9 protein-coding genes are annotated in these 13183 nt (G+C 69.8%); 1 reads left to right on the plus strand and 8 read right to left on the minus strand.

The annotated features are described in order from the left end of the window. Positions 1 to 17: 17 nt before the first annotated feature. From J0911_RS04340 to J0911_RS04355, 4 genes are all read right to left on the minus strand, one after another. A complete protein-coding gene (locus tag J0911_RS04340; protein WP_207274233.1) occupies positions 18 to 1907 on the minus strand; it encodes a protein kinase family protein in 1890 nt (629 codons plus the stop codon). Between the two features lie 151 nt (positions 1908 to 2058). Further along, positions 2059 to 3687 (minus strand): murein biosynthesis integral membrane protein MurJ, encoded by a 1629-nt coding sequence (gene murJ, locus J0911_RS04345; protein WP_242636275.1) that lies wholly within the window; start codon positions 3685 to 3687, stop codon positions 2059 to 2061. Between the two features lie 90 nt (positions 3688 to 3777). Next, complete coding sequence (locus tag J0911_RS04350; protein ID WP_207274235.1) at positions 3778 to 6081, minus strand: DUF6049 family protein; 2304 nt, start codon at positions 6079 to 6081, stop codon at positions 3778 to 3780. Then, entirely contained in the window at positions 6078 to 6725 is a 648-nt protein-coding gene (locus J0911_RS04355; RefSeq protein ID WP_207274236.1) for an NUDIX hydrolase, read from the minus strand. The genes J0911_RS04350 and J0911_RS04355 overlap by 4 nt, the downstream gene beginning before the upstream one ends. A gap of 108 nt (positions 6726 to 6833) precedes the next feature. On the opposite strand from J0911_RS04355, the gene J0911_RS04360 reads away from it, so the two are divergent. Next, the gene (locus J0911_RS04360; protein ID WP_372434825.1) at positions 6834 to 8297 is read left to right on the plus strand and encodes a CCA tRNA nucleotidyltransferase; all 1464 of its coding nucleotides are present in this window, start codon (positions 6834 to 6836) and stop codon (positions 8295 to 8297) included. 68 nt (positions 8298 to 8365) lie between these two features. On the opposite strand, the gene J0911_RS04365 is transcribed toward J0911_RS04360, so the two are convergent. The 4 genes from J0911_RS04365 to J0911_RS04380 form a co-directional block, all read right to left on the minus strand. Continuing rightward, entirely contained in the window at positions 8366 to 9316 is a 951-nt protein-coding gene (locus tag J0911_RS04365) for a ribose-phosphate diphosphokinase (protein WP_207274237.1), read from the minus strand. A 193-nt stretch (positions 9317 to 9509) separates the two neighbouring features. After that, positions 9510 to 10976, minus strand: coding sequence for an MDR family MFS transporter (locus J0911_RS04370; RefSeq protein WP_372434826.1), 1467 nt, complete (start codon positions 10974 to 10976; stop codon positions 9510 to 9512). A 288-nt stretch (positions 10977 to 11264) separates the two neighbouring features. After that, complete coding sequence (locus J0911_RS20980; protein WP_207274239.1) at positions 11265 to 12587, minus strand: M23 family metallopeptidase; 1323 nt, start codon at positions 12585 to 12587, stop codon at positions 11265 to 11267. Continuing rightward, a complete protein-coding gene (locus J0911_RS04380; RefSeq protein WP_207274240.1) occupies positions 12584 to 13183 on the minus strand; it encodes a hypothetical protein in 600 nt (199 codons plus the stop codon). The genes J0911_RS20980 and J0911_RS04380 overlap by 4 nt, the downstream gene beginning before the upstream one ends.

The raw sequence follows: 13183 nt of genomic DNA on the forward strand, positions 1-13183 counted from the left end.
CGGCGGAATGTGACAGGTCAGCTCAGCGTGACCTCGTTCAACTCGACCCGGTACTTGAGGTCAGGAAGGTCGGGCAGAGGCGTCGACTCGGGAAGCGACGTGAACCAGACGACGAACGAGTCGCCCACGACCGGCTCGTCAAGAGTGAAGGTCGTGTTCGACGAGACCGGGCCCTCGGCCACGACCTGGCCGCCCGCCGGATCATCTGCCGTGGTCGCGCGAATCTGGACGTTCCCACCTTCGCTGTTCGTGGACAGCTCGATGGTCGAGACCTCCGCGGCCTCCTGAAGAGTGAGGGCGATGCCACTCCCGCTCTTGAATCCGCCGAAGTCCGGGGACGCAAAGGTACGGGTGTACCAGAACGTCGTGGGGTCGCCGTCGGACACCAGCGCTGCCGTCTCCGGGTAATCGGCATCCTCTCCGGTCACCGGCGCACCGCCCGTGGCGACCAGCGTGGAACCGGTGATGACCGGACGCGCTTCCGTCTCGGGTGCCTCGGACTCCTCGCCCTCACCCGCCGTCTCGCCTCCACTCTGGCCTTGGTCCTCTTCGCCCGTACCCTCAGCGGTCTCGGTCCCGTCCGCGCCGACCACCGGCGTGGTGTCGGACGGCGCGAGGAACGACATGACGGCCCAGACCAGCCCTGCGATCACCGCGACACCGACCACCCCGAGCACGATCGGCGTCGGGTTCACGCCGCCGCGCTTCGGTGCAGGCTGTGTCTGGAAGCCCTGGTTCTGGTCGTAGTACTGCCTTTCGTACCCGGGCGGCGGAGCCGAGTACGCCTGCTGGTGGGCGTCATCGGCTTGCGGCGCGAACTGCTGGTCGTAACCCTGCTGCGGTGCGAACTGCTGGGGGGCGTACTGCGGAGGCTGCTGGTACCCCGTCTGCGGAACTGTCTGTTGCCGAGGCTGGAAACCCGGGGGAGGCGGGGGCACCGGAGCGTGTGACGGCGGATATCCCTGGGGAACTCCCTCGGGCGGGACGGATGACATTGCTGAGGCCTCCTCGGCTCGGGCGATCCGGCCGGTCACGACCGGCCTCCGGACCGGCGGCGCCGGAGGCGCCTGCCGCTCGGTTGATTCAGGTACTTGCTGGACGAACGCGGGCAGCGACGCCAGCACCGACACGTCCCCCCACGGGGTGAGTGCCGTGACGACGTCGTCCGGTGTCCCGGGGGCCTCCGCGTCCGCGGAGGGACCGAACGCTCTACGGAGCAGGGCGTCGATCGTCGGGTCGACATGGGGAACGAGCGTTGACAGCGGTACCACGGCGCCGTCGTCGTCCCGTCGTGCGGGGAGCGGGATCACGGTGTCCTTCGTGATCCAGTCCGCTTCGAGTTCGATACCGGGCCAGCGTGCCGTCATCGCATAGTAGAGCAGCGCGAGAGCGCCCCGCGCGTCCCCGGTTGCCGGCGCCCGGTTGAGGGTTTCTCCACTGGCCAGACCACCATCCAGGCCCAGGCCCGTCACCACGACCCGATCCCGCTCGATGCGGATCGCCTCAGGCCGCAGCACGGTGTGGTGGACGCCCCGCGCGCCGGCGAAGGCGAGCGCGGACGCTACCTCTCCGGCGATCGCGCGAGCGTGCTGCTCGTCGACCAGTCCACGGGAGACGATCGTCGTGAGCGTCTCTCCTCGATAGGGCTCTGTCACCACGTACGAGCCGGCCTCGCCCGTCCCGGCGTCCAGCACGCGGCTGATGCGCGACTCCGTCACGAGAGCGGCACGGCGAGCCGCGTCGAGGGCATCGGCCGCCCAAGGCCCGCTCAGGAGGTGCAGCCGCACCTCGCGACCCAGAACCTGGTCGTACGCCTCCCAGGCGACGGCGGCCGCGAGGTCGGTCCGGAGCTCCGAGCCCAGGCGGTAGCGGTCGACGAGAACGTCGCCGGGTCCGGGCGTGCCCACTCGTGCCTCCCTCGCTGCTCGGACGGCCGTCGTCGACCGCAGGATCGTTGCCCGCCATGCTACGCGGCCATGCCCATAATCCGTCGATCCGGCAAGATTCGTCCACAGCCTGTGCACGATGACGTAGGGCCCGCCACCGGGCGGCGGACGGTCAGCGACCGAGCCGGCGGCGAAGGGGCACGAGGAGGGTGTCCAGCTCCCGCACCCGGAAGAGCCTCAGGAGCGCGACATAGACCACCACCATGGCGAGGCCGCAGACCGCACTGATCCACAAGCCGCTGAGGAACGTGCCTCCGACGCCGCTCTCGAAGCGGATGGCCTCGAAACCGCCGATCCACTGGTACACGGACCAGCCCGCGCCGGCGGCGAGAAGGCCGGACACGAGCGCCGAGGAGTGCAGCAGCAGGACGCGGCGGCCGTCCATACGGCCCTCCAGCATCTTGCGCAGGCCGCGCGTACGGAGGATGCAGGTCACCCAGTTGGCCAGGGCGAACGAAGCGCCGGCGGCGGTCACCCAGTTCTCGCGCGGCAGCCAGACCTGAGCCGCGACCAGGCCGAGCACCAGCGCGACGGTGGCGGGGACGGTGATCCAGAAGACGCCCCGGCCGTCCTCGTAGGCGAAATAGACCCACTTCATGAGGACCATCGCGCCCAGCGGGATCAGTCCGAGCGACAGTGCCACGAGGACGGGCGCGATCGCTCCCGTGCCCTCCGATCCGGCGGTGGGCACGATCAGCGCTGTCAGGGGCGCGGCGAGCACGCTGAACACCGCGGTGGCGAAGACCGTGAAGACCCCGACCGTGCGCAGCCCGAGGGAGAGGTCCGAGCGCACCTTGTCCGTCTCGCCGTTGGCGGCTGCCCTGCTCAGCCCGGTGAACAAGGCCGTCGCGATGGACACGGTCACGAGCGAGTGAGGAAGCAGATAGATCATCAGCGCCTGGGTGTAGGCGGCGTTACCGGCGGTCGCGGTCGCGAGCTCGCCCGCCACCGCGTTCTGGGCACCACTCTGGGACGCGACGCGCGTCAGGTACAGGACCCCCAGCTGCTCGAGCACCACGGCAGCGAAGGTCCAGCCCACGACCGATCCGGCGGACCGCAGCCCGATCCCGCGGAACCCGAGACGGAACCGCCAGACGAACCCCGAGCGCATCAGCGGTACGAGCAGCACCAGCGCCTGCGACGCGATACCGAGGGTGGCCGTTCCCGCGAGCAGCATGGTGCGGGGTGTGTCCCACGAGTCCAGCTCGTTGATGCCGCCGTCCGGCGCGCTGCCGTAGATGATCCAGAACAGCCCGAAGCCGATGACCGAGATGATGTTGTTCGCGACGGGCGCCCACATGTACGGGCCGAACTGCTCACGCGCGTTCAGCACCTGCCCGAGCAGGGTGTACAGCCCGTAGAAGAACAGCTGAGGGATGCACCAGAACGCGAAGATCGTGCCCAGCGCGAGCTGCTCCTCGGTCCAGCCGTCCGTGTAGAGCCACACGATGATCGACGATGCCCCGGTGAGCACCGCCGTCAGCGCGAGGATGCCCACTCCTGAGAGGGTGAGCAGCTTGTCGAGGCGCTCCTGGGCGTTCCGGGCCTGGAACGCCCGGACGATCTGGGGCACCAGGATGGCGTTCAGCATGCCGCCCGCGAGGATCGCGAACAGGACGTTGGGCAGCTTGTTCGCGACGTCGAAGGCATCGGCGACCAGGCCGGTGCTGCCGATGATCGCGACCATCAACATGTTGCGGACGAGCCCGCCCAGGCGGGACACCGCTGTTCCGGCAGCCATGACCAGCGAGCTACGTCCCAGCCCGCGACTGCCGGTGGCCTGTGAGGTCATCTGGGGTCTCTCCCGTCCGTCCGGGGTTGTCCCCGGGGTCTATTCCGTCCGCTGCGCAGCGTTCGCCGTCGTCGGCGCGGCCGGCTCCGTGGATCTGGCCGCGGCTTCGAACTCACCGGTCGCCGCCTCGACGTCCTCGACCGTGGCCCGGTTCGGGGAACGCCCGCGCCGTACGGTACGCCAGATTCCTGCCAGGAACAGCAGCCCGACCAGCCCGGCGGCGACCCAGGTGCCGACTTCCTCCCATCCCGCGCGAACCCGTACCTCGAAGGAGGTGTCCGAGCCGAGCTGCACACCCGACGGCGCGAGGAGTTCGGCCGTCACCGTGACGTCGCCGGACCCGATCGCCTCGACAGGAATCGGCAGGTCCATCTCCTTGCCCGAGGGAACCGTCCCGCTCACGGGATGCGCCACCGTGAGACGAGGATTGTCGGGTCGGAGAACGACCGTCACGGTCACCGCGGTGTCGAGCCCGTTGCGCACCCGGATCGGCAGGTTGCCGCGATCGGAGATCAAGTTGATCCCCTCACGCGGGATGACCGCGACAGCCTGCCGCAGGGTCTCGGCGTAGCCGATGCCCTCGTCGACCGCCGCGCGTCGCTGCTCGGGATCGGCGCGGGAGGCCACCGACAACGGGGCGACCAACCGCCACAGCGAATTGCGGCGAAGCTCGTCCGGGTCGTCCGCGATGGAGGAGAAGTCGATCATCATCGTGCGGCTCTTGTCGATGCGAGCCACCTCACGGGCGTCGAGCTCGCGTTCGGCGGGGGCGTCGTACTCCAGCGGCGTGCGATCCACCGAGGACGCCCCGGAGCCGACGAGCTGGTCGAGCGGAGCGACCTTCACCCAGTCGGCGGCCGCCAGCCCGGCGAGAATCGTGCCGACGGAGTCCGCGTCCGGGTACCACGACCGGTCGAGCGCGATCAGGGCGTGCGGAAGGTCCGCCGGCGTCTGGGCGACGATCGCCGAGGTCTCGGCGAGCAGGCGCTGGGCTGCTGCGGCGCCGGTCCGTTCCGGGGTTGTGGGTCCACGCGTGCCGTCCCCGCCGGAGTCGTCGATGTCCGCGGACTCCGCCGCCCGGAGCGCCGGCGCGAGGTCCGTTCCCCTGGTGAAGACGTTGCTGAGCACCTTGTCCGCGACAACCGTCCGCGCGGTCCCGTCCTTGAGGCCCAGGTCCGCGCGACTGTCCGCGACACCGGGCGTCGTCGGGGCGAAGGTGCCGCCGGCGAGCACCACGTTCGGCCGGTCCGCATAGGCAGCGGCGGCGACCGTGACGCGATCCGCGACCCCGCCGGCCGGCCACGCGAGTCCCTCACCCCACGACTTCGGGACCTTCCACCCGTCGATCACCGGCGTGTTGAGGAAACCGCGCATGCGCCCCCTCGAAACCTCGGCATGGGCGAGCGCCGCGACGTCGGGGTCCCAGGCAGGAAGCGCGAACGTGCTGGTCGATCGAGTGGCGTCGAGGAACTCGGAGCCCCAGAGTCGTAGCTCGTCGTCCTCGGCGGACCGGGCGAGGCCCATCACGTTCGGATCCACGGCCAGCGAGACCTTGCCTGTTCGCGCCACGTCGAGCATCTGGTCGAGGCGCCCCTCGTCGGCGGCTTCCTGCGCCAGCCGGAGCTGGGCACCCTGGAGGTCCGCGGGATCGACGACGCCGGTGGTCACCGGGGCCGCGATGGTGAGCCGCATGGGCGCCTGTCCCGCCCGCGCCACGCCGTCGTCGTACATGAGGAATGTACGCAGCACGCCCACCCGGCCGGACGGGTCACGCACCTCGACCGACATCTCACGCGGGCCCCAGCCCTGCAGCGTGTAGGTGGCGATCGGGAGGCGGAGCTCGAGGCTGGTGGACTGCCCCGGGCCGAGCCGACCCAGATCCCGGGTGTCCGGTCCGCTTGCCGCCACCCTGTCCATGAGCGACAGGGACTCCCACGCGGAGAGCGTCGACCGTTGCGTGAGCGCGACGGCGTTGACGGCAAGCCGGGCGGTGAGACCGTCGAGGGCACGATCGGTCGTGTTCGTGAACCGGACGGCGACCGTCACCTCGTCGCCCGGACCTGCCACGGTGGGGGAGACGGACCGCAGGTCCACGGTGACCGGAGCGGCGTCCTCGCTCTCACGATGGCTGACGACGGCGGGCGTCCCACCTCGGGAAGCCGGTGCGGCGCGCTCCGTCGAAGCCACCGGAGTACCGGCGGCGGAACCGGCCGCCGAACTGGCGCCGATGCTGCCCGAGGCGGCGCCCGTGGGCAGGAGCCCACCCAGGAGCGTGAGGCTTGCGGTCAGAATTCCTGCGGTGGTGCGGGCGCGACGCCGTCGGGCACCGTGATGCTGCGTCATGGGTGGTCTGGTGTCTCCAAATGGGACCTGCCGGACCGCAGCGCCGCGAGCAGTTCGGGCGATGAACCCACGCGCTCGGCGGCGACGGCGGCCAGCCGCTGCTCGTTCGGGTAGGAAAGCTTGGCGGGAAGGTCGTGCAGGCCGACCCAGACGACGTCTTCCGCCTCGCCGTCAGGGTCGTTCTCCACGGTGAGCGAGCCACCGTCCGCGCGCAGCAGGAAGTGGTGCACCACCTTGTGCACCCGGCGGTCCTCCCCGGTGAACCAGTAGTCGATGACGCCGAGGTCGACCTGGATCGAGCCGTGGATGCCGGTCTCCTCGCGGATCTCGCGGATCGCCGCTTCCTCCGGGGTCTCGAGGCCCTCGAGGTGTCCCTTCGGCAGACACCATTCGATCCGTCCGCTCCGGTTGCGGCGTAGGAGGACGGCGGCGTCGAAACCTGTGGGCGTGGATGGGAATCCGGGGGTCGGGCGGAGAACGAGCCCGCCGGCCGAGGTCTCGTCCACCACGGGGAGGTGCGCGGCCGCCGCCGCGGGCGCCGTTGCGACACGTGATGGATCCACCCGCAGCGGCGCTCCACCCGGAGGCGTGGGCACGTCGGGACGACCGATGGGTCGGTCGCCGGCCGGCGCTGGGGTGGACATGCCCCAACACTACCGACTGCGCGGACCGTTACCGATCACACGCACCGAGCGGCGACGCCTCCGCATTCCCGCGGGAGACGTGCCGACGCGCCGGGTCTGGGAGAATCGGTGATCGTGTCAACCCCTTCTGGTGCCAAGCCCGAGCTGGAACTCCTGCGCCGTGCACTCGGCGTGCTGACCGAGATGGCTCCGGCAGCGACCGATCTCGGGGAGGTCTTCCGCGCCGCGGGACACGAGCTCGCCCTGGTCGGTGGGCCGGTGCGGGACGCGTTCCTCGGGCGCGCGAGCAACGACCTCGACTTCGCGACCTCGGCGATGCCCGACGAGACGCAGCGACTCCTCGCGGCCTGGGGAGACGCGCACTGGGACATCGGTAAGGAGTTCGGCACGATCGGCGCGCGCAAGGGCGACGTCGTCGTCGAGGTCACCACGTACCGCACCGACAGGTACGATCCCGAATCGCGCAAACCACTCGTCGAGTTCGGTTCGTCTCTCGACGGTGATCTCTCACGACGGGACTTCACCGTCAACGCGATGGCGGTGCGGCTGCCGGAGCTGACGTTCGTCGATCCGTACGACGGTCTCACCGACCTCGCGCGGAAGGTGCTCCGCACGCCGATCGCGCCGGAGCGATCGTTCGACGACGACCCGCTGCGGATGATGCGCGCGGCGCGGTTCGCGGCGCAGCTGTCGTTTCACGTGGAACATGGCACGCTCGCGGCGCTGGTCGCGATGGCCGCGCGGATCGAGATCGTCTCCGCCGAGCGGGTGCAGGCGGAGCTGAGCAAGTTGGTCACGGCGCCGAACCCGCGCGCCGGGCTCGAGGTGCTTGTTGACACCGGCCTCGCCGACCACGTGCTACCCGAACTGCCGGCGCTGCAGCTCGAGATCGACGAGCATCATCGCCACAAGGACGTGTACGAGCACTCACTGATCGTGCTGGATCAGGCGATCGCGCAGGAGACCGGGCCGGACGGGCCGGTACCGGCACCGGACCTCGTGCTCCGGCTCGCCGCGCTGCTGCATGACGTGGGCAAGCCCGCGACCCGGAGGTTCGAACCGGGCGGGGGAGTGTCGTTCCACCACCACGAGGTGGTGGGCGCCAAGATGGTGTCGAAGCGACTGCGGGCCCTGAAGTACGAGAAGCAGGTGGTCAAGGACGTCGCGCGCCTCGTGGAACTGCACCTGCGGTTCCACGGCTACGGGGACGGGGAGTGGACGGACTCGGCGGTGCGTCGGTACGTGACCGACGCCGGCCCACTGCTGGAACGCCTGCACAGGCTCACCCGTGCCGACTGCACCACGCGAAACCGTCGTAAGGCGAAGCGGCTGTCCGACGCATACACACACCTCGAGAAGCGCATCCACGCGCTCCGTCAGCAGGAGGAGATCGACGCGATCCGGCCCGATCTCGACGGGAACCAGATCATGGAGATCCTCGGGATCGGTCCCGGCCGCGAGGTCGGGCAGGCGTACAAGCACCTGCTGGGGCTGCGGATGGAGCGAGGGCCGCTCGGTGAGGACACCGCCACCGAGGAACTCAGGAAGTGGTGGGCCGACCGGGACGCCTGATTCCCTCGGCGGGGCCGTCGCCACGCTACCCGGCGGGCGTGGAGCGCGCGGGTCGAGACATGCGTGGGTCAGACGTGCGTGGGATCGAAGAGCGCGCTGACCGACTCGCCGGAGTGGATGCGGCGCACTGCCTCGGCGAAGGCCGACGCGACACTGATGACCGTCAGCTTGTCGTGAGCGACGAGCTCGGTGGACGGAACCGTGTCCGTGGTGACGATCTCGACGACGTCCCGGTCGGCCGCGATCCGATAGAGCGAGTCTCCGGCGAAGATGCCGTGCGTGCACGCGATACGCACCGAGCGGGCACCGTGCTCACGGAGCAGGTCGAGGAGTGCGGAAATGGTGGTGCCTCCCGCGACCTCGTCGTCGAGCACGATGATGTCGCGGCCGCCCACGTCGCCGATCAGCGAGGTGATCTCGACGCGGTTGTCGTTGAAGCGCTCCTTCGCCGCCGCCGCGACCGGCACGCCGAGCATCTTCGCGAACGCGCTCGCCGGCTTCGCGTTGCCGAGATCCGGTGAGACGACGGTCGTCTTCGACAGGTCGTTCGACGAGAAGTGCGAGGCGAGCTCTCGCAGCGCGTTGAGCTGATCGGTGGGGACACGGAAGAACGCGTGTACCTGCGGCGCGTGCAGCGTCATGGTGAGGATGCGCCCGGCGCCCGCCGTCTCCAGCAGATCGGCGACGAGCCGGCCACCGATGGAGATGCGCGGCGCGTCCTTCTTGTCGGACCGTGCGTAGGCGAAGTGCGGCATGACCGCCGTGATGCGCTGCGCCGAGGCTCCCTTCGCGGCGTCGATCATCAGCAGCAGCTCCATCAGGTTCTCCTGGGTCGGAGTGATGATGGGCTGCACGAGATAGACGTCTCGCTCGCGGCAGTTCTCCATGAGCTGCGCCTGGAGGCAGTCGTTGGCGAAGCGGCTGATCTCCACAGGGCTCAAGGGCACGCCGAGGTCAGCACACATCTTCTGAGCGAAGCGCTGACCCGCGGTGCCGGCAAACACCCGAACCTCGGCCATGGGGGAAGTGTAGGCGCGACGACGATCTCCCGCCTAGCCTGCCGTGCCAGGTGCTCGAACCTCCGGTAGCAGGTGCGCGAAGAAGTGCGGCGCGGCGCCTGCGGAAGGCAGGCACCGCGCCGCACTGGTCGCGTCAGCAGGAAGGGATGGCAGACCGAGGCCACCGCCCGGAGACGGCAACTCGGTCCCTACATCAGTGAACCGGGCCGCCCTCGACCCGCTTGATGCGAGCCGCCAGGAGGATGGCCGTGGCAACGACGATGGCGCCCACCATGAATGCCAGCCGCGCCCCTCCGGTGAGCGCCTCGGCCTCGGAAGCCCCGCTTTCCTCGAGTCTGGTCGAGCGGATCGTCATGAGCGCGACGAAGAGCGCGGTACCCGCGGCACCGGCGACCTGCTGCACGGTGTTGATGGTCGCGGACCCGTGCGAGTACAGGTGCATCTCCAGATCCCCCATCGCGGAGCTGAAGAGCGGCGTGAACGTGAAGCTGAGGCCCACCATGAGCACGAACTGCGCCAGGACGACCTGCCACAGCGGTGTTCCCGTGTTGATGGTCGCGAGCAGAACCACCGCGAGAGTCACCCCTGCGAGTCCCGGGATCATGAGGGGACGCGGACCGCGCTTGTCGTACAGGCGGCCCACGACCGGGCCGAGGAGCCCCATCGCCAGACCACCCGGGAGGACGACGAACCCCGCCAGCGTGGGTGAGTAGCCCATCGCGTTCTGCAGGATCAGCGGCAGAAGGATCATGGAACCGAACATCGCGATCATGGCGATCGCCATGATCCCCACCGCGAGCCGGAAGTTCCCCGAGCGGAACGTGCGCAGATCGAGCAAGGCCGAGTCGGTGCGCTGACGGGCCAGCTGACGCCAGACGAACGCGCCCAGCGCCACCACGCCGACGCCCAGAGGCACGTAGGGGCTCATGACCGACGCCTCGTCCGCCGACTCGCCGAGCTGCGAGAGACCCCAGACGACACCGCCGAAGGCGAGCAGCGAGAGCAGGATCGACAGCGGGTCGATCGGCTGGCGCTCCTTCTCCCCGACATCACGCACCCACAGGATCCCGGCGGTCAGCGCGAGAGCGCTGACAGGTGTGACGACGGCGAACACCGCGCGCCATCCGGCGAGATCGACGACCACACCCGACATGAACGGGCCCAGGGCGGGAGCCAGAGCGATGACGAGCGTGATGTTGCCCATGACCTTGCCGCGGATCTGCGGTGGCACGATCGTCATGATCGTGGTCATGAGCAGGGGCATCATGATTCCGGTGCCCATTGCCTGCACCACCCGCGCGCTCACGAGGACCGCGAAGGTGGGCGCCAACGCGCCCAGCAGGGTTCCCGCGGTGAAGATCGACATCGCCAGCATGTAGGCGTTGCGTGTGCCGAGTCGGTTGATCAGATAACCGGTGGTCGGGATCACCACAGCCATGGTCAGCATGAATGCCGTGGTGAGCCATTGGCCGGTGGTCTCGGTGATGGTCAGATCCGTCATGATCGCGGGGAGCGCGATCGTCATCGTGGTCTCGTTGAGGATGACGGTGAAGGCGGACACCATGAGCAGTGCGATGACGCGGAAGTGCTCCGGTGTCAGCCTGATCGGGGCGTCGGCCTCGGCCGGTGCGATGTGGTCAGGTCTGTCCAAGGTCCCCACGCCCTCGGGTACAGCGGATGGACTGTCGTCGATCGTATCGGTTCGTGCACTCATGTCGGGGTCCCTCTCCGGAGCAGTGTGGGGGCCGAGACCGCGAGCACCTTTGCGCACGACCTACGCCAGTACGACGCACGTCCATGGTCGGGTATTCCCTCCCACGAAAGCGACCTGTTTATGGAGACGTCTGCCAGGAGCAGAACTCATCGGTTCCTGCGGGAGGGGGAGTCCGCGCCGTCGACGGACGGTCGCGCGATCCGGCGGCGTGGCCGGCCTGGGACGGTGCTGCCGTCAGGGGGCCGCCTGGGCCGGGTCGGCAGCCTCTTCGCCGGGATCCATCGGTTCCGGCACCTGCGCCGGCGCGGCCGTTCCCAGAGTCACGCCCTGCTGGGCCATGAACGGCTCGGGGTCCACGGCACGCGCGTTCATCCGCACCTCGAAGTGGAGATGGCAACCGGACGACGTCCCTGCACCGGCCGGGTCGACACGCGAGTCCCCGCCCATCGACGCGATCTGCTGGCCCGCCTCGACGACGTCCCCCACCGACACGATGTTCGTCCCCGTCAGAAGGTGCCCGTACGTGGTGTCCAGGCCCAGGCCGTGCTCGATCCGGATCGTGTTTCCCGTTCCCCAGCCGGTCCCTCCGGAGATCACCACCCGGCCTGCAGCAGCGGCGTACACCGGCGTACCGCAGGCTGCCGCGATGTCCTGTCCCTGGTGAAACCGCGAGGCACCCGCGATGCCGGTACTGCGGGGCCCGTAACCGGACGCCTTGACACCGACCGCCGGGTTCGCCCACCCACCGGCGCTGACCGCCGCCTGACCGATCGACCCGCTCAGGCAGGGAGCCGCGGGCGACGCACCCTGGATCGACGCGGACAACGCCTCCAGGTCCTGCTCCTCCGCCCCGCTGACGAGGCGCATCACCTGCAGCGCGCGGTCCCAGTAGCTCGCGTAGTGGTAGGGGTCGGCGTTCCGTTGTGCCTTGTGGGCGGCGATCGTCGGCTCCATCGCCTGCCAGCCCTCCACCGCGAGCAACCGGTCGTAGAAGCGCCCTGACGACGCCACCGGGTCGAGCCTCTCCTCGACCGTGCCGAACCACTTCTGCTCCTGGAACATCCCGATCGACGAGGTCAGCGTCCCGTCGGGGTTGCGGACGCCGAAGCGGTCGTCACCGTAGGTCAGATTCCGCATCCCCGATTCGCCGAGAGCCGTCATCACGGCGATCGCCTGTGCCTTCGCGGGGACGCCACGCTCTGCGCCCACCTGGAGAATCACCGTCGCGTTCTGGAGCTGCTCCGCGGTGAACCCGTTGGCGGCGCGCTGAGCCCCCTCACCCGCGGCCACCACGACCGAACCGGTCATCCCGCAACCGGCGGCGCCGCCCATGCTCTGCTGCCCCCCGACCATCCCCGCCACCAGGACCACCATGCCGACCAGCGCGGCCGGCAGCGCGAGGGTCGCGACCCCCAGGACGGCGAGCACGAGCAACGCCCGCTTCGTGTGGTCGTCCTTCCTCGGGTCACGTCCCCTGGCGGTCGCTCGCCGCGCCGCCCTGCCCAGTGCCTTCGCCGCGATCCTGCCGCCCTGCCTCGCCAGCTGCGACCCGCTCACGACGGCGGCCTGATCTGCTCGGCCAGCCAGGGTGAGGCGCCGTCGGCCCGGACGAGCATGACGGTGTAGTCCCCGACATCGGTCGGGACCGTGACCTCGGTGAGAAGCGTCGAGGACTCGTCGACGACCGACGCGGGGCCGGTCACCTGACGCACCGGGACGTTCCGCGGGTCGACGTCCTCGTAGACGACTCGCGCCTGCGGCGTGAGAAGCGGTGACAGCTTCTTCCACCACGCGGCGGTGGGCTGGTCGACGTCGGAGAACGCCGTCACAGCGGCGGACGCGGCGGCGCGAGCTGCAGCCCGGACGCCGTCGTCCCAGGTTGCCGCGACCTGCTCCGCCGGCTTGCTCTCGCTGTCGAACTCCGGCTCCTCGACGACCTCGAGCGCGGGGTCACCGGGATCGACCTCGTCGGTCACCGTGTCGGGTGCCGCGCCGGTGTCGTCGGTCGTCGTCCCGTCGTCGCGGGCAGGGCCGTCCTGCCCGGCGGCGGATCCGGCCTGGACCGCGCCGTTCCCACCGGGACCGTCCTCCCTGGGCCAGCCGATCCATGCCGCCACCACGAGAACGACGACGGTCGCCACGACGATGATCAC

The sequence above is a fragment of the Myceligenerans salitolerans genome (genome assembly GCF_017349295.1).
Taxonomy (GTDB): domain Bacteria; phylum Actinomycetota; class Actinomycetes; order Actinomycetales; family Cellulomonadaceae; genus Myceligenerans; species Myceligenerans salitolerans.